The organism is Streptomyces sp. NPDC002643 (assembly GCF_053592555.1).
Genome location: NZ_JBSFVY010000019.1, coordinates 159,545 through 176,496 on the forward strand (window position 1 = coordinate 159,545; position 16,952 = coordinate 176,496).

A 16,952-nucleotide genomic window follows, 5' to 3' on the forward strand; every position below is an offset into this window, starting at 1 on the left:
TCAGCCCCGGGTCAGCTTCTTGTAGGTGGCACGGTGCGGACGAGCGGCGTCCGGGCCGAGCCGCTCGATCTTGTTCTTCTCGTACGACTCGAAGTTGCCCTCGAACCAGAACCACTTCGACTCGCCCTCGTAGGCGAGGATGTGCGTCGCCACCCGGTCCAGGAACCAGCGGTCGTGGGAGACGACCACGGCGCAGCCCGGGAACTCCAGCAGCGCGTTCTCCAGCGACGACAGGGTCTCGACGTCGAGGTCGTTGGTCGGCTCGTCGAGGAGCAGCAGGTTGCCGCCCTGCTTCAGGGTGAGCGCCAGGTTCAGGCGGTTGCGCTCACCGCCGGAGAGGACACCGGCCGGCTTCTGCTGGTCGGGGCCCTTGAAGCCGAACGCGGAGACATACGCGCGCGAGGGCATCTCGACCTGGCCGACGTTGATGTAGTCCAGCTCGTCGGAGACGACGGCCCACAGCGTCTTCTTGGGGTCGATGTTCTCGCGGCTCTGGTCGACGTAGGAGATCTTGACGGTCTCGCCGACCTTGATCGTGCCGGAGTCCGGCTCCTCCAGGCCCTGGATCATCTTGAACAGGGTGGTCTTGCCGGCGCCGTTCGGGCCGATGACGCCCACGATGCCGTTGCGCGGCAGGGTGAAGGAGAGGTCGTCGATCAGGACCTTCTCACCGAAGGCCTTGTTGAGGTTGTTGACCTCGACGACCACGTTGCCCAGACGGGGGCCCGGCGGGATCTGGATCTCCTCGAAGTCCAGCTTCCGCATCTTCTCGGCCTCGGCGGCCATCTCCTCGTAACGGGCCAGACGCGCCTTGGACTTGGCCTGCCGCCCCTTGGCGTTGGAGCGGACCCACTCCAGCTCCTCCTTGAGGCGCTTGGCGCGCTTGGCGTCCTTCTGGCCCTCGACCTTGAGACGGGACTGCTTGGTCTCCAGGTACGTCGAGTAGTTGCCCTCGTAGCCGATGGCCCGGCCGCGGTCGAGCTCCAGAATCCAGCCGGCCACGTTGTCCAGGAAGTACCGGTCGTGGGTGATGGCCACGACGGTGCCCTTGTACTGGGCGAGGTGCTGCTCCAGCCAGTTCACCGACTCGGCGTCGAGGTGGTTGGTGGGCTCGTCGAGGAGCAGCAGGTCGGGGGCCTCCAGCAGCAGCTTGCAGAGGGCGACGCGGCGGCGCTCACCGCCGGAGAGGTTGGTGACGGGCCAGTCGCCGGCCGGGCAGCCGAGGGCGTCCATGGCCTGCTCCAGCTGGGCGTCCAGGTCCCAGGCCTCGGCGTGGTCCAGCTCCTCCTGGAGCTTGCCCATCTCCTCCAGCAGCGCGTCCGAGTAGTCGGTCGCCATCTGCTCGGCGATCTCGTTGAACCGGTCCAGCTTGCCCTTGATGTCGGCGACACCCTCCTGGACGTTCTCCAGGACCGTCTTCTCCTCGTTCAGCGGCGGCTCCTGCAGGAGGATGCCGACAGTGTAGCCCGGGGAGAGGAACGCGTCGCCGTTCGAGGGCTGCTCAAGACCGGCCATGATCTTGAGGACGGTGGACTTACCGGCACCGTTCGGACCGACCACACCGATCTTCGCGCCGGGCAGGAAGCTCAGCGATACGTCGTCAAGGATGACCTTGTCGCCGTGCGCCTTGCGCGTCTTGCGCATGGTGTAAATGAACTCAGCCAAGAGAAACCGTCCGGCAGCTTGAAATCTGGCAGTGGGCAGTACCACCCATCTTGCCGCACGGCGAGCCCTCGACGGAAACCGGATGGTGAACCCCCTGGAAGAGCGACACGGCCCCGGTGCCGCAGGGGCGTTCCGGGGCCGCGTCACACGCATGTGTCATCGCGCGGTCACTCGCTGTTGAGCTGTCAAGGAGCGCACTTCAACACCGCGGCGGCACTCCCTGGCCGCGCACGCCGCACCCGCCGCGCCTCATCGCCGGCGACCGCTCCGGCCCGGAGCCGGCGACCGTTGCGGCCCGAAGCCGACGATCGCTCCGGCCCGCACTCGATCGCTCCCGCCCTCGCGGGCGCCTACTGCTCCCGCTTGCGCAGGACGACCATCACCGCGCCGCCGATCACGACCAGGGAGATCGCGATGCCGCCGATCACCGGGGTCGCGCCGGAGCTGCCGGTCTCGGCGAGATCGGTGGTGGTGTCGGAGACGGTGCCGCCGCCCACCGTCGCCGGGCTGGGCTCGCTCAGCGTCTGGACCGACTCTCCGCCCACAGCCGTCTCGGTCTCCGTCTTGCAGTCGAGGACGCCCCGGAACCGCTTGGCGAAGCCGTTCGGCCCCTTGATCGTGAAGTCGTAGGCCTGGTCCTCCTGGAGCGGGACCGTCACCTTCCGGGTCTCACCGGCGGCGATGGAGTACTCGACGCCCATCAGCTCGAAGGCGAAGGCATCGTCCCCTTCGTTGGCCACGGTGATGTCCAGACCGCCGTCGACGCAGTTCTTCTCGGCGGACAGTGCCGGTATCGCGCCCTTCTCCGCCCAGCTCACGGTCGCCGTCGCGGAGACCGTGGACTCGCTGGACCCGGCGAGGATCTGGGTCTGGCTGCGGGTCTCGGAGGCGAAGGCACGACCGACGGGCACGGTGGTCGAGGCCTCCACGGTCAGCTCGGCCGAGCCTCCCCCGCCGCCGGATGCCTCGGCGGTGCCCCCATCGGCCTCCTCGGGCACCTGGAAGTACAGCTCGCTGCCGTCACGGGCGGTGGTGACCGCCTCGCCCTTCTCGTCGACGACCTTCACCCCGGCCGCGGTGGCGTCCGCCGACGGGGTCAGCGTCACCCCGTCGGCGTTGGTGCGCACCGTGACCGGACCGAGCCGCTCGCCCGCCCGGCCGGAGACCGCCGGCGGGTCGAGGGTCAGCGAGGCGGCCGGCTCCTCCAGGTCGCGTGCGTTCTTCTCCAGGTAGTCGGCGAGCTTCTCGGCCTGCGGGTCCAGGGCCGTCACATCGGCGCCGTCCGAGTACCGCCAGATCGCCACCTGTGTTCCGGTCGCCGCGTCCTGCTCGGTGAGGCCCTTGGCGCCCGCCTTGGAGGCCAGTGCCGCGAGGTCGTTCACCTGCGGGTAGGAGTTCTGCAGAATCCAACGGATTCTGCCCGCGTCCTTGTTGGCGCCCAGCGAGGTTCCGCTCCAGGAGGTCTCCTGGTACTTGGCGTCCTTCTGGGTGGGGTTCCGCACATCGACGCAGTAGGTCTGCAGGGTGCCGCCGCCGTCGACGAACATCTCGAACAGGCCCGCCGGCAGCTGCTGTTCCCCGTCCTCGGTACGGATGACGGCCGTCCCGTAGGTCTTCAGGCCGCCTATGGTCGCGGTCGCTCCGCCCGGGCGATGCGCCGTCCCGTCGGCGGCGGCCGGGCCCGCGGTGACGATCGCACCCGCGACGACGAGGCCGGAGGCGAGCGACACGGCGGCGAGACGAGCCGCCCCTCGCCTGCGCGCACACCACGCGGAGAGCGACCCCGAGAACGAAGACACCACTGAATTTCCCTTCGAGCAGGACCCGTTGACGTGGGGGTTGTGGTCCCACCAGCAGAATCAGAAGCCCCGTGAGCTATGCCCGGCATCCTAAGGACGCGGCGCACCACTCTTCCCAGTCGTATCGTCGGACAAGAGATCCGAATCGGAATCGTTATCGGTTGCACAGCTTGCGAACAGGGCTTATCGACAAATCGATGGGACTTACGTCAGGAGTGTTCACAACGCATTCGCCGATAAGCCGCAGTTCGGCCGGAGCGGTTCGGATGATCGCAGTGTCCGTCCGCCGCCCGCTCCATGACGTCACGTCACCCCCACCGGCTCCGGGCGCAGTTCGATGGGCGTCTGAGGCGAACTGGCGGGCGGTGTCTCCCAGTTCGGCTCGGGCGGGGCCGGTGTCGCCGCCTCTCCCCTGGCGTTGTTGCGCCGGAAGGCCGATGTCCCCCGCGACAGGTCGTGGCCGATCGCCACCGCGTCGACGTCCGCCGAGACCCAGCTCTGCCCGTCCCGCTGCTCACTGCGCACCTTCAACCGGCCGTGCACCACCACCGGATCACCCAGCGACACGGACGACGCCACGTTCGCCGCGAGGGTGCGCCTCGCCCACACCGTGAAGAAGTTGGTGTGGCCGTCGGTCCACACGCTCTTCTCCCGGTCCCAGTACCGCGAGGTCACCGCCAGCCGGAACCTCGCCGACGCCCCCGACGCCGACTCCCGGCAGACCGGCTGCGTCGCCACGTTCCCCACCACACACACCAGCGTCTCGTTCATGGCCTTGAGCCCCTCCTCCGCGTCGGCACCGCTCCCGGCACCGCCGCCTCACACACGCACGGGCCCGTCCCGTACGGCTGCTCGCATTCCTGCTCACGGTGATCGCGTCCGTCGTGATCGCCGCGAGATCAGATTGCCGCCGTCGGGCCGAGCCCGCTGAGCCCTGTGTGTTACTCGCCGGTTGTGGAAAACTTCGCCACCCGACAGGGTGAACCGCCGCCCGGAGGCCCACCCCTCACCCCACGGATGGTCAGCCCACCGGCGCCGCCCCCAGCACCCGCCCGTACTGCTCCCGCACCTCCCGGTACCGCAGCAGCTCGGCGGCGACCGGGTCCAGCACCCGCGCCCGCCCGCACCCGGCGGCGGCCTCCCACAACCGTCGCTCCGCCTCCAGCCCGTACCGCCGGGCAGGCCCCCGCGCCGCCAGCCGGCAGCTCCACTCCACGGCCGGACCGCCGACGATGCCGATCACCATCAGCAGCACCGGCACCCCGAGGTTCGGCGACATGAAGCCGATGATCTGCCCGAGCAGCCACAGCCCGCCGGTGATCTGCAGCAGGGTCATGGACGCCTGCACCAGCACCGCGATCGGCCACCAGCCCGGCCGAGGCAGCCGCCCCGTCGAGGCCCCGGCCCGCGCCACCAACTGGTCGAGGGCCTCCGGCAGCCCCTGCGCCCCGCGTGCGGCGGCCTCGCGCACCGCCTGCGCCCAAGGCGCGGGCAGCCCCGCCGCGGCGCGGTCCGACAGCATCCGTACGGCCTGTTCGACCCGCTGCCGGGCGGTGGCCTCCTCGTCCACGGCCGACGCCGCGAGCCGCCCGGTCGGAAGGTCGCCGCGGCCCTCGTACCACCGCCACAGCCGCAGCCACGGCGTGCCGCACGCGCGGTTGGCGTTGCGCAGCCAGGCCCGCTCGGCCGCCTCGCCCGCCGCCGTCGCCCCCACGGCGTCCGCGAGCCGGGCGGTGAACTCCTCCCGGGCCCGCTCGCTGAGCCCCGTCCGCCGCCGGGTGGCGTACACCGGCCACAACCGCGCGGCGGCGGCGTCCAGATCGGCCCGCACCCGGCGGGCCGGCGCTCCCCGCTCGGCCACGAACTGCCCGACCGCGTCCCGCAGTTCCGCCACCCCGGTCCCGGTCAACGCGGACACCGCGAGCACGGTGGCCCCCGGTTCGCCGTGCTCACCGAGGGCGATCCCGTCCTCGTCGAGGAGGCGCCGGAGGTCGTCGAGGACCTGGTGCGCGGCCTCCCCGGGCAGCCGGTCCACCTGGTTGAGCACGACGAACATGACCTCCGCGTGCCCTGCCAGGGGCCGCAGATAGCGCTCATGGAGTACGGCGTCGGCGTACTTCTCCGGGTCGACGACCCAGATGACCGCGTCCACGAGCCCCAGCACGCGGTCCACCTGCTGCCGGTGCTGCACCGCCGCCGAGTCGTGGTCGGGCAGATCCACCAGCACCAGCCCCCGCAGTTGCGCCTCCGCCTCCGGGCTCTGCAACGGCCGCCGCCGCAACCGCCCCGGAATGCCCAGCCGGTCGATCAGGCTCGCCGCGCCGTCGCTCCAACTGCACGCGATCGGCGCAGCGGTAGTGGGCCTGCGTACGCCGGTCTCCGAGATCGCCACTCCGGCGAGCGCGTTGAAGAGCGTCGACTTGCCGCTGCCGGTCGCGCCCGCGATCGCCACCACGGTGTGCTGCCCCGAGAGCCTGCGCCGCGCCGCCGCCTCGTCCAGCACCCGCCCCGCCTCGGCGAGCGTCCTGCTGTCCAACCGCGTACGCGACTGCCCCACCAATTCCCGCAACGCGTCGAGCCGCGACCTGAGCGCCCCGTCGTACGCCAGCGGCGTGACCGCCTGGGAGCTTTGTGGCCGGGTCTCCACGATCGAGGCCAACGCCTGAGCGGCCTTCTCGGCGGCCCTCTCCTCGGGCACCCGCCGAGCGATCAGCCCGTCGTCCCAGACCTCCTCGGCCTCCGGCCGCCCTTCTCCCCGGCCCTCCCCAGGGCGTACGTCACGCCCTCCCGAGGTACCTCCGGACCGTCCCGGGCGATCCCCGGTACGTCCCGGGCGAGCTTCGGTACGTCCTGTCGCGCGATCCTCGGTACGCCCTTCCGCGCGCCGCGTCGAACCGCCCGTTCGCGCGCGACGGAACAGGCCGCCCGCTCTCGTACGGCGGGACGAGTCCTCGGGCTCCTCGCGGCGGGACGCGGCACCGGAGGACGCTCTGGCACGCGACCTGACACCGGAAGTGCCGACGGCGGCCACGCGCGCGTGGAGGCCGTTCTCGCGAGCCTGTCCCGACGTCGCACGCTTCCCAGCGGCACCCTTCTCAGCGGCGCCCTCCTCGGAGCCGCCCTCCTCCGGACCGCTCTTCGCCAAGACACCCTCCTTGGAGACACCGTCCTCGGAAACGGCCTCCCCGGAGATGTCCTTCCGGGACACGTCGTCGGCCACGTCCTCCTGGTCGCCCCTCGCGGAAGCGCCCTCCCTGGAGGCCTTCTCCGTCGAAACGTTCCCCATAGGGAGGTCGTTTCCGCGATCGTCGCCCCCTTCGGGGACGTCGTCCTCCGTCTGATCCGCGTGGTCAGTGACGGCGGTCACGACGGTCACCTCTCCTTCTGCAGTACGGACAGCGCGGCGATGAGTTCGGCCTGTGGCTCGGGATGGACGTCGAGTGCGTCAAGGGGTGCCAGACGGCGGTCGCGCTCGGCGTCGAGGGCCCGGTCGAGGTACTCGGTGAGCAGCCGTCCACTCCGGTCGCGCAACCGCAGCGCCCCGTGCGCCCCGATCCGCTCGGCGAGCCCCTCACCGGCGGCACGGGCCCGCCGACCGCCCAGCAAGGCGGTGGCGACCAGGGCGGCCACGACCTCGACATCGGGCGCGAGACTCCGGTCGAGGTCGCGGACCTCTTCCTCCACGTACTCCTCAAGGACGCGTCGCCAGCGTCGAACGGTCATCCCGATGCGGTGCTCGGCGTTCGCCGGCGAGGGGTCACGGTCCATCAGCCCGGCGGCGACGGCGGCCGGTTCACGCCGCCAGGCGTCGGCGATCCGCTCGTCGGCGGCGGTGACGGCACACAGCAGCAGCGCGCCGAGACTTTCCATGAGGGCGTCGAGGAGTTCACGGGCGGTGCAGTCCAGGGGATAGCTGCGCCACCGCTTGAGGGCGTCGCCCGCGAGGACGGCCCCCGACTGCAATCGCGCCTTCACGCGCGCGTGCTCGTTGTCGTACGCCATGTCGACGGAGGTGGTGAGGCGGAGGGCGACGGCGTACTGCTGGGCCGCCGCACCGGCCAGTTCGGGCAGCCGGGAATTCAGGGAGTCGAGGACGCCACGGGCGGTGCGGACCATGGCCTCGTAGCGGGCGCCGGGGTCGGTGGCCTGTTGGATGAGCCAGTCGCGCAGCGGGGCGACGGCGGTGGCCGGCAGCAACCCCCCGCCCCAGGCGGACTCGGGCAGTTCGGGCACCGTGAACCGGGGTACGTCACCGAGCCCCGCCTTGGTGAGCAGCGCCGCGTACTGCCGGGAGACCTCGGAGACCACCTGGTGGGGCACCCGGTCGAGAACGGTGACCAGGGTCGCCCTGTGCTCCTTGGCGGTGCGCAGCAGATGCCAGGGCACGGCGTCGGCGTAGCGGGCGGCGGTGGTCACCGTCACCCAGATGTCGGCGGCGCAGATGAGTTCGGCGGCGAGGACGCGGTTCTCGGCGACCAGGGAGTCGATGTCGGGCGCGTCGAGGAGGGCGAGGCCGCGCGGCATGCTGTCGGCGGTCTCGATGCGCAGTACGCGTTCGCCGTCCTTGCCCTGCGGAAACGACGCACCGACCGGCGCATGCCCCACCCCCTGCCCCAGCTCCTGTTGGGGCACCCGCGCGCGTCTGAGGTTGGGCAGGACGCGCATGCCGCTGAACCAGTGGTGGTCCTCGGGATGGCAGACGAGTACCGGTGTGCGGGTGGTCGGCCGGAGCACCCCGGCCTCGCTGACCTTCCGTCCCACCAGGGAGTTGACGAGGGTGGACTTCCCGGCGCCGGTGGAGCCGCCGACAACGGCAAGCAAGGGCGCTTCGGGTTGCCGCAACCGGGGCACCAAGTAGTCGTCGAGTTGCGCGAGCAGTTCGTCGCGGTTGGCACGCGCGCGCGGGGCCCCCGCCAGGGGCAGCGGGAAGCGCGCGGCGGCGACACGGTCGCGCAGGGCGGAGAGCGCGTCGAGCAGCTGAGGCCGTACGTCCAAGGTCACCACATGCGAAGAATGCCCAATTTTGTGGACTTTCTGAAGCATATAAGTACGTCTGCGCGCCGACAGGACACACGGGACGGAGGGGACGAGAGAGGCGCAGGCATAACGAGTGCACAACACCCGAGGCTTGGGGCGCCAAAAGAGGTGCGCGATTCGTACCTGCCTGCGATTATCAGGACCGCTTCACCGAACCTCCACATTGAGCCACGGAGGCGAAGCAACAGGGACAAGGACTCGGGAGCCCTATCCTTGTCCCCGGCAACGTCACGGATCAGCCCACACCCGGGCACCACGACAGAGGCCACCACACCCGGCCCCCGTAGCTCAGTGGATAGAGCAGGCGCCTTCTAAGCGCTTGGCCGCAGGTTCGAGTCCTGCCGGGGGCGCCACCGGCCACAGGTCAGGATGGCGAAGTTTTAGCAGGTCAGGCTCCATCTCCTGGTCTCCACGTCGATCGGATTCCTCGCCTCGCCGGGGGCCGAGTCCGATTGGAACCGGTCAGAACCGGGCTTCTACGGGTGTCCGTCCCGCATACGTCCCACACTTCTGGGAGTTCCAGAGCAGCTTCGGCACGCTTCAGGTAGAGCTCCCGCCGGCCGACGACGCAGCACGCATAGATGGCCTGAAACGTCGAGCGGCGGGGGTGTAGCGGCCGGTCGGCGGTCACGCGGGTTCCGTGCGCCCGCCCCTCGAACGAGTGTCCCGCCGTCAGGGACGCCACTGGCCTGGGCAGTCATCACCGGTGAGCACTGGGGCGGCACCCGCAGCCCAGACGTGGGACCGACACACCTCGACGACCTGTTCACCGACATCGGCCACCGCTTCGACCGCGTCGAACCACGCCGCCGCATGCGCGACTCCGTCCGCGGCAGCCCGCTCGCCCCGGTGGCCCGCAAAAAAGGGCTGGCAGCTGGCCGAACATGCCGACCGCACAGCACTGCCTCCGCCGGGGTGCAACGGCCGTACTCCGGCACCGTCGGCCGCACCGAGAACTCCTGCTGGAGTACCAACTCACGGGGGAGCTTCTTCCGGACGTCGAAGCGCCGGCTGCGCAGTACCCCGGCAGGCAGGACGTCCTAGGTCGCCTGCGGTGCGCGATCGAGGTGAACTGGGCGCGCCGCACGGGCAGGCCGTGGAAGACATGGGGGGCCTGGCCGACCACGTGCTGCAGGCTCTGCCCCTTGGCGTGGCCCGATCGCGCTCTTCGGGCACAACTCCTCAGCGCCGCCCTGCCCCCGCCGCGCAGCGACTTCACCGCCGTCGCGACATACCGGTATCGGTACTGGCCCGAAGCTCCGTTGTCCCGCCCGATCACGGCACTGGTGGGAGACCGGGACCGCACATGGAGGCCGACGACAAGCTCCACTGCGCGCGGCACACCGGCGCGCGATTCACCCAGCCATGTGCTTCCGGAGAGCACTTCCACCCCGCCGGTCGGACGGAGGCCGTGCCCCGGCTCGTGTGCGGCGCCCTCGCGCCGCAGCTGGACCGGGCCGGCGCCCGACCGCTGCCGGGGGCCGGTGCCGCGATCGTACGATGCCCTAGGAGCCGGCCCGCCTGAGGTCGGACGAAATGCGTCCCTCCAGAACCGAGGTCCGCAGCGCGTCGAGCCGCCGGTAGGCCGGTCCAGCCAGACTGTCCGTCGGCAGGCCGTGCAGCGAAAGCTGTTCGACCAGGTGGCGCACCCCCGCCCCCACGCTCCACCGGGGGACGAAACCCGGCACTTCCCGGGCCAGGCGCCCGAAGTCGACCCGGTAACTGCGCTGATCGGCCGGTACGTCGTCCACGACGGTGAGCCTGGTTCCGGCAACCGATTCGCAAACCAGGGCGGCGACCGCCTCAACCGAGTAGTTCTCGCTGTCGCTACCCACGTTGTACGTGCGGTCGCACACGGTAGACGTGGGTGCCATGAGCAGGGCCGCGAAGGCATGTGCCATGTCCTGGACGTGAAGGAAGGGACGCCACATCGCGCCGCCGGACAGCCGTACCTCCCCCGTGGTCAGGGCACTGACGGTCAGCTCGTTGACCAGCAGATCCGTCCGGAAGCGAGGCGAGAATCCATAGGCCGTGGCACTGCGCAGATACGTGGGGCAGAACTCCGGCCCGGCCAGCGACCCCAGGGCTTTCTCCGTCCGCAGTTTCGACTTGGCGTACTCGGTCAGCGGCTGGGGCTCGTCGTCCTCCGTCCAGGGGTCCTCCTTGCCGTGCCCGTACACGCTGCATGACGAGGAGAAAAGGAACCGCCGGACACCAGCCGCCTTCGCGGCGGCCGCGAGACCGACCGAGGCCCGAAAATTGATGTCCTCGGTGATCCTGGAAGGAATTTTTCCGGTCGGATCGTTCGCAAGACCGGCCAGATGGATAACGGCATCGTAGCCGTAGAAATGCTTCGCTTCCGCGTCGCGGACATCCAGGAGGTATCTATCCGGTTCCGATTCCTTGGGCCCCGCCCAGGAGTCACGGAAAAGATCGGCGTCCATTCCGGTTACCTGATGTCCTGCCAATTTCAGAATCGGAACCATTACGGTTCCAACATAACCCTGGTGCCCGGTGACTAGTACACGCATGATGACCTTCTCTTATCTTCCGTCAGAGGACATCGAGAGACCACTCCAGGGCCGCCATGGCGCTGTACAGTTTATTGGCCGCCTGCTGGAATACAATACTGCTCGATCCATCCAGCACTTCGGCATCGACCTCTTCACCGCGATGGGCCGGAAGATCATGCATGAAAACCGCGTTCGGATAGCGGTTGAGGAGTTCCGCGGTCACCTTGAAAGGCTGGAAGGTATCACGCCAGTTCAGATCCTCCTTCGATGTTCCCGTGGTCTGCCAGCGCGTCGTATAGACAATGTCGACTTTTTCCGGCAAGCCGTCGAGGTCATGCTGTTCGGTGCAGACGGCTCCATGTTCGGAGGCCAGATGTGTCGCGCTTTGCAGTGAATCGGAGGGGAGACCGTATCCCTGCGGCGTACGGAAATGCACCTCCGTGCCCGCATATCTGCTGAGGGCAAGACCGAGCGCGGCGGCCGTGTTGTTTCCCTCGCCCACGTACAGCACGCGCAGCCCCGAGATGGTGCCGAAGCGCTGCCGCATCGTCGTCAGATCGGCCAGGGCCTGCGTCGGGTGCTCGTCCGCGCTCATGGCATTGACGACGGCCATCTCGCCGGAGCCGGCCAGGGCACGCAACTGCCCGGGGTCGTCCGCCGTGCGCGCCACCAGACCGTCGAGCATGCAGCCCAGAATCCGACCCGTGTCCTCGAAGGTCTCCCCCGTGTTGAGCTGGAGATCTCCGGGGCCGTAGGTGAGGGTGTGCGCTCCGAGCCGCATGGCCCCGGAGACGAACGCGGTGCGCGTCCGGGTGGAGGTCTTGGCGAAGTAGGCACCCACGACCTTTCCGGAAAGGGACTGCCCGTACCTTCCGTCGGCCGTCGCGTGGGCGAGGCCGCGATCGACGATCCGTTCGATGTCCTCGGCAGTCAGATCCCGCAACGATATGAGGTGCCGACGGCTCCTGCTCATGGGTCCACAAACCTTTCAGCTCTACCCGGCACGGCGGGTCTTTATTTCGATGGGGCGCCGCGGCGGAGACCGGGGTGGCCTCCACCTGATTCAGTGGCCGGGCGCCCCTGTACAATCTGTCGAGTCACGCCGAATCGCCGAACAGCAGCCCGGACGGAACAAAGATGGCCGATCTGATCACCAGCGCGGGGAATCCCGTCGTCAAACGAATGCGACAGCTGGCGGAGCGTAAGCACCGCCGCCGCGAGGGAGTTTTCGTCGTTCATGGCATCCAGCCCGTCTGGCAGGCCGTCGAGGCACAGGCCGATATCGAGTTTCTCGCGGTGGCTCCGGAGCTGTTGAAGTACGCCCCGGCCGCGCGGATGGTTGAGGAACAGGAAGGTCGCGGTGTTCGCGTCGTGCGAATCAGCGCCGACCTTTTCACTCGCCTCGCGGACCGGGACGGCCCGTCCGGATTGGCTGCGGTCGTCCGAGGCCGACTGCGTGAGCTCGACGAAATTCCGGTGGGGTCCGACACACGCCTGGTTGTGTTGCACGAGGTCGGGAACCCCGGAAATCTGGGAACCATCATTCGTACCGCCGATGCCACGGACACCGCCGGAGTCATTCTGATCGGCAAGGCGACCGACCCGTTCGACCCTGCGGCTGTCAAGGCGAGCATGGGGGCGTTGTTCAACGTTCCGATTGCTCATGTGACAACAGCGGACGAATTCTTTTCCTGGGCGGCAGAACATGGCATCACCGTAGCCACTACGTCGGCGGCGGCCGACAGTAATTTCTGGAAAATTGAATACCCGACGCCGCTCGCGATCCTGCTCGGCGCGGAGGGACCGGGACTGCCCCCGGATGTGCTCGAACGGGGCGATCTGCGGCTGCATATTCCGATGACCGGTACCGCCGAGTCCCTGAACCTCGCCGTGTCGGCCGGGGTCCTTCTCTATGAGGCATGGCGGAAGACGGGCGGACCGCAGGGCTGAGCGGCCGTGGACCGGCGCTCAGCCCGGCGGTCGCGGCGCGCAGGTCAGCCCTGCGCGCCCTCCATCTGGCGGCGCAGGCTGAGGGGCCGCATGTCCGTCCACACTTCTTCGATGTAGCTCAGGCACTCGGCTTTGGGGCCCCTCCTGCCCACCTCACGCCAGCCCTCGGGTATCTCCTTGTCGACGAACCAGATCGAGTACTGCTCTTCGTGGTTGACGACGACCGTGTACTCGACGTCATCAGTCTGGGTGTCATTGGCCATGGTTGCTCCCTCTCCGTTCGAAGATGATGTATGGGCGGCTCACCTGGTCACAGATGAGCAAGGTGTTCCTCGACGTCCTTCCAGCCGGAGACGACGGGAGCCTGCCCGCCTCGGGCTCCGGAGACGGTCGGATGGGCCAGTTCACGTCCGGTTACCAGAAGGACCGCCGTCTCGGACCGCTCCACGAAGCCCAGCTCCAGTGCCTTCCACAGCCCTGCCAGACAGGCTGCCCCAGCCGGCTCGCTGCCGATCCCGGCCGTACTCGCGAGGACGGAAACGGCCCGCTGGAGCTCTTCGTCGGATACCGCGACGTAGGCGCCGCCGCTGTCGCGCACGTCCTGGAGAGCGAGCGATCCGATAGAGGGCTCGGTGACAGCGATGCCGTCGGCGATCGTCGGGCCATGAGCCCGCGCATCGGCCGGTTCGCCACGCCAGGCCCGCGCCAGCGGCTGACAGTGGGCCGCCTGTACCCCGATCAAGCGCGGTACGCGGTCCATCGCGCCGCACAGCAGCAACTCGCGGAAGCCCTTGGCGAGACCGCACAGTGTTGGTCCGTCGCCCACCGGTACGAAGACGACGTCGGGACGACTGCGGCTCAACTGCTCCCAGATCTCCAGGGCGACGGTCTTCTTCGCCTCGAGCGTCAGCGGGTTGACGCCGGTATTGCGGTCGAGCCAGCCCAGTCGCCGCGCCGCTTCCCGGGAGAGACGGAACGCTTCCGGGTAGCCTCCGGCAGCCCGCAGAACCAACGCTCCGGCGGCACGCATGAGGTCGATCTTGCCCGGGTTGCAGTCTTCGGGCACGAAAATGACGCTCCGCATTCCTGCCGCCGCCGCACCGAAGGCAGTCGCGACCGCCGCGTTGCCGGTGGAGGAGATGGTGATGGTGTCCGCACCGGCGCGCAGACCGGACTCGATCACCAAGGCGGTCGCCCGGTCCTTGTTGGACGCACTGGGGCCGCGTGTCTCGTCCTTGATCCACAGCCGAGGCATGGCCAGATCACGGCGCAGCCCCGGCGACCCGATCAGCGGAGTTCCACCGACCGGCAGGGGATAGCGGATCGGACCATCCTCCAGGGGGAGCAGCCCGGCATAGCGCCACATGCCGGGAGCGCTCATCAGCGTGTCCGGCAGCAACTGGGGCCCGTAGCGGTACTCCAGCAGTTCGCATTCCTCGGTTCGACGCGAACCCACCACCTCACCCATGACGTACAGGGAGGAAGTCGGGTATGTCCACGCCCACGCCCTGCTCCTCGGCGAGGCGCAGGACCAGGCTGGCGAGGGCGAGATCGAGGACGCCGAGGCCGAACGGGGAGAAGACGTGGGGACGGCCGTCGTCCGGCACGGTCACTGTGCCGCGGAGCACGTCCGCGAGCGTGGCCCGGACGAAATCCCTGTTACCTGTCTGCTGTTCCGTGAGGTGGAGCGATGTCTGCTCCCGCACCGCGTGATCGATGTCGTCGGTGTAGTTGTAAGAGGCCAGAATGGCCTCCGGGGTCAGGTCGCGCAGGGAGACGTGCAGTACCACGGCATTTGCCGGCGCCTTGCTCAGGTCCGGGATGTGGGGTGTCAGCGCGGTGGTCGCGATCGACAGGACCGAGGATTCGGCGATGACCACGTCAAGGGTTTCGCTCGTCGTCACAGTGAGTTCGGGGAAGGCGGCGCCCAGGCGCTCGGCGAAGCTCTTCGCCCGCTGCGGGTCCGTGTCGTTGACCGTCAGCATGCGGATGTCCGGACGCGTGGTGCGAAGGAAGCGGGCGACTTCGAAGTTGATGACCCCGCATCCCACGAAGCCCGCCCGGGCCCCGTCGCCCGGTACCCCGAGTACCTGAGCCGCGAGGGCGGCACTGGCCGCCGTCCGCTGTGCGGAGATGAGGGAGCCCTCCACCACCGCGGTCGGATGACCGGTTTCCGCGGAATTAAGGATCATGACGGCGGAGGCGCGGTCCATGCCACGCTCCACGTTGCCCGGAAAGGACGCGATCCACTTCAACCCCGCCGTCGGTACGGGCTTCGCCTGATGGGCGGGCAGGGCGATGATCCGGTTCCGGGACTCCGGCAGTCGGAGGAAGGAGGAGTGCGGAAGCGTGGTGTCGCCGTCGGCGTGCGCGAGATATGCGTCGCGCACCGCGCTCACGATGTCGTCCTCGTGCCCGATCAGAAGGCTGCGAACCTGTTCACCTGTGAGAATTAGCACATCATCCGCCTACGGTGAGTTCGATGGGGGGCAGGACCACGTCCGGCAGATCGCCGAAGTGTTCCCGGACCCAGGCATCGGAGTAGATGCTGTGGAGATACCGCTCGCCGCGGTCGGGCATGATGAGTACGCAGTTGGCTTCCGCAGGTATGCGGGGTGCGTACTTGAGCAGGGCTGCCAGGACCGCGCCGGAGGAACCGCCGGCGAGGTACGCCTCGTGGTGGACGAGCCGTCGGCATGCCGTCACGCATTCATGGTCGGTGATGTGAACGACGTCGTCCGCCAGGTCCGGTTCGAACAGCTCGGGCCGCACGGACGCACCGTGTCCCGGTATGAGCCGGTTCCGGGGAGGCAGCCCGAAGATGGCGCTCCCGACCGCGTCCACCGCGATGACTTTGGTCGGCAGGCCGTTGTCGCGGACGTACTCGGCACAGCCCCGCAAGGTGCCAAAGGTGCTGACGGCACAGAAGAGGTAGTCGAGGGGGCCGTTCAGTTCCTCCGTGACCTCTTTGATCGTGGCGAAGTGGGTCGCGGGGTTGAGCAGACTGCCGTACTGGTTGGGCCAGAAGGTGTGAGGTAGTTCCGCGAGGATCTGCTGGACCCTTCTACGACGGGCCGTCAGAAAGTCTCCGGTGACCGGGTCCGGGCGGCCGACCAGATCGACCCTGGCCCCGAATGCCTTGAGGATCGCCAGGTTCTGCGGTGTGGCCGCCGGATCGACGACACAGATCAGGTCGATGCCGTAGTAGCGGCATGCCTGGGCGAGGCCGATGGCGAAGTTGCCCGAACTGGACTCCACGACCACCGTCTTGCCGGGTGTGACGAGTCCGTTACGTACGGCGTCGGCGACGATCGCCGTCGCGGGCCGGTCCTTGATGCTGCCACCCGGATTCAGTGCTTCCAACTTCGCATAAACGGCGAACTCGGCACCGGGAGTGATTCGTTCGAGTCTTACCAGTGGTGTTCCGCCGACCGCAGAGAGGATTCCTGCCGGGGCTCCTTCGTTGTGATTCCGCGAGGAATGTGTCCGCTTTCGGTCAATTTCAGTCATCCCGTGTGGGGATGACCGCTGTGACCCCGCCCGTGGTGAGACAGCCACTCCTGTTGGCTCCTTAAACCTTGCCGGCCTCGTGAAAGTGCGGGTCCTCCCCAGCAACCCGCTTACCCAGTAGACCACTTGACAGCACGTCACAAGGATGTGATCAATAATACTCACTGGCGATCAGGTCCAAACGTGAAGCAGTGGGCAAGATCGGACGGTAGCTTGTCGCAACGGGGTGGTGGAACCATTTTGCTCAAGATTCCAGAAGGCGTTCATCCGCTGACGGTGTGTCAAAACACATGCGGGTGTTTCAGTTGACTGTCCATTGGGCAGTACCAAGCGGCCGTAGGCGTACTCAGCCGGGTACTACGAGCGGCTGCTCGTTCCCAGTCGCTCGTAATCTCGCACGCTGGGCCCTGCCGATGTCCTCGGCGGCCTGCTGATCACTCCGCCCGACGTCAGGACGTTCTCCGTCCTTTCGACGCCG

The 16,952-nt window shown here is 68.5% G+C and carries 13 protein-coding genes and 1 tRNA gene; 3 read left to right on the forward strand and 11 right to left on the reverse strand.

Features of this window, described 5'->3' with window-relative positions:
- The 5 genes from ettA to ACWD4G_RS27735 form a co-directional block, all read right to left on the reverse strand.
- Positions 1-1,665 carry an energy-dependent translational throttle protein EttA gene (ettA, locus tag ACWD4G_RS27715; protein WP_451297987.1) on the reverse strand — a complete coding sequence of 555 codons (1,665 nt, stop codon included), beginning with the start codon at positions 1,663-1,665 and terminating at the stop codon, positions 1-3.
- Between the two features lie 350 nt (positions 1,666-2,015).
- On the reverse strand, positions 2,016-3,467 hold the full coding sequence (locus ACWD4G_RS27720) for a TQXA domain-containing protein (protein WP_451297989.1): 1,452 nt from the start codon (positions 3,465-3,467) through the stop codon (positions 2,016-2,018).
- A gap of 300 nt (positions 3,468-3,767) precedes the next feature.
- Positions 3,768-4,235: a single-stranded DNA-binding protein gene (locus tag ACWD4G_RS27725; RefSeq protein ID WP_451297991.1), complete on the reverse strand. Its 468-nt coding sequence runs from the start codon at positions 4,233-4,235 to the stop codon at positions 3,768-3,770.
- A gap of 250 nt (positions 4,236-4,485) precedes the next feature.
- Positions 4,486-6,831, reverse strand: a complete 2,346-nt coding sequence (locus tag ACWD4G_RS27730; protein WP_451297993.1) for a GTPase — start codon at positions 6,829-6,831, stop codon at positions 4,486-4,488.
- A 5-nt stretch (positions 6,832-6,836) separates the two neighbouring features.
- Positions 6,837-8,468 (reverse strand): dynamin family protein, encoded by a 1,632-nt coding sequence (locus tag ACWD4G_RS27735; protein ID WP_451297995.1) that lies wholly within the window; start codon positions 8,466-8,468, stop codon positions 6,837-6,839.
- A gap of 310 nt (positions 8,469-8,778) precedes the next feature.
- On the opposite strand from ACWD4G_RS27735, the gene ACWD4G_RS27740 reads away from it, so the two are divergent.
- Both ACWD4G_RS27740 and ACWD4G_RS27745 read left to right on the forward strand, forming a co-directional pair.
- Positions 8,779-8,854: transfer RNA gene (locus tag ACWD4G_RS27740), tRNA-Arg, on the forward strand.
- A 385-nt stretch (positions 8,855-9,239) separates the two neighbouring features.
- A complete protein-coding gene (locus tag ACWD4G_RS27745; RefSeq protein ID WP_451298055.1) occupies positions 9,240-9,545 on the forward strand; it encodes a hypothetical protein in 306 nt (101 codons plus the stop codon).
- A gap of 461 nt (positions 9,546-10,006) precedes the next feature.
- Here ACWD4G_RS27745 and ACWD4G_RS27750 read toward each other — a convergent pair whose 3' ends face one another.
- Both ACWD4G_RS27750 and ACWD4G_RS27755 read right to left on the reverse strand, forming a co-directional pair.
- Positions 10,007-11,032 (reverse strand): NAD-dependent epimerase/dehydratase family protein, encoded by a 1,026-nt coding sequence (locus ACWD4G_RS27750; protein WP_451297997.1) that lies wholly within the window; start codon positions 11,030-11,032, stop codon positions 10,007-10,009.
- 22 nt (positions 11,033-11,054) lie between these two features.
- Positions 11,055-11,987 (reverse strand): ornithine carbamoyltransferase, encoded by a 933-nt coding sequence (locus tag ACWD4G_RS27755; RefSeq protein WP_451297999.1) that lies wholly within the window; start codon positions 11,985-11,987, stop codon positions 11,055-11,057.
- Positions 11,988-12,151: 164 nt separating this feature from the next.
- On the opposite strand from ACWD4G_RS27755, the gene ACWD4G_RS27760 reads away from it, so the two are divergent.
- Positions 12,152-12,964, forward strand: coding sequence for a TrmH family RNA methyltransferase (locus ACWD4G_RS27760; RefSeq protein WP_451298001.1), 813 nt, complete (start codon positions 12,152-12,154; stop codon positions 12,962-12,964).
- 44 nt (positions 12,965-13,008) lie between these two features.
- On the opposite strand, the gene ACWD4G_RS27765 is transcribed toward ACWD4G_RS27760, so the two are convergent.
- From ACWD4G_RS27765 to sbnA, 4 genes are read right to left on the reverse strand one after another with little or no spacing between them, the layout of a single operon-like run.
- Entirely contained in the window at positions 13,009-13,227 is a 219-nt protein-coding gene (locus tag ACWD4G_RS27765) for an MbtH family protein (RefSeq protein WP_451298003.1), read from the reverse strand.
- A gap of 47 nt (positions 13,228-13,274) precedes the next feature.
- Positions 13,275-14,420, reverse strand: coding sequence for a threonine synthase (locus tag ACWD4G_RS27770; protein ID WP_451298005.1), 1,146 nt, complete (start codon positions 14,418-14,420; stop codon positions 13,275-13,277).
- A 4-nt stretch (positions 14,421-14,424) separates the two neighbouring features.
- Positions 14,425-15,423 (reverse strand): 2,3-diaminopropionate biosynthesis protein SbnB, encoded by a 999-nt coding sequence (sbnB, locus tag ACWD4G_RS27775; RefSeq protein WP_451298007.1) that lies wholly within the window; start codon positions 15,421-15,423, stop codon positions 14,425-14,427.
- Between the two features lies 1 nt (position 15,424).
- On the reverse strand, positions 15,425-16,474 hold the full coding sequence (gene sbnA, locus ACWD4G_RS27780; RefSeq protein WP_451298009.1) for a 2,3-diaminopropionate biosynthesis protein SbnA: 1,050 nt from the start codon (positions 16,472-16,474) through the stop codon (positions 15,425-15,427).
- Positions 16,475-16,952 lie beyond the last annotated feature (478 nt).

Excerpts from the sequence above, each read along its gene's own strand:
- ACWD4G_RS27725 (WP_451297991.1), bottom strand. The coding sequence starts at position 4,235 with ATGAACGAGACGCTGGTGTGTGTGGTGGGGAACGTGGCGACGCAGCCG.
- ACWD4G_RS27750 (WP_451297997.1), bottom strand. The coding sequence starts at position 11,032 with ATGCGTGTACTAGTCACCGGGCACCAGGGTTATGTTGGAACCGTAATG.
- ACWD4G_RS27755 (WP_451297999.1), bottom strand. The coding sequence starts at position 11,987 with ATGAGCAGGAGCCGTCGGCACCTCATATCGTTGCGGGATCTGACTGCC.
- ACWD4G_RS27760 (WP_451298001.1), top strand. The coding sequence starts at position 12,152 with ATGGCCGATCTGATCACCAGCGCGGGGAATCCCGTCGTCAAACGAATG.
- ACWD4G_RS27765 (WP_451298003.1), bottom strand. The coding sequence starts at position 13,227 with ATGGCCAATGACACCCAGACTGATGACGTCGAGTACACGGTCGTCGTC.
- sbnA (WP_451298009.1), bottom strand. The coding sequence starts at position 16,474 with ATGACTGAAATTGACCGAAAGCGGACACATTCCTCGCGGAATCACAAC.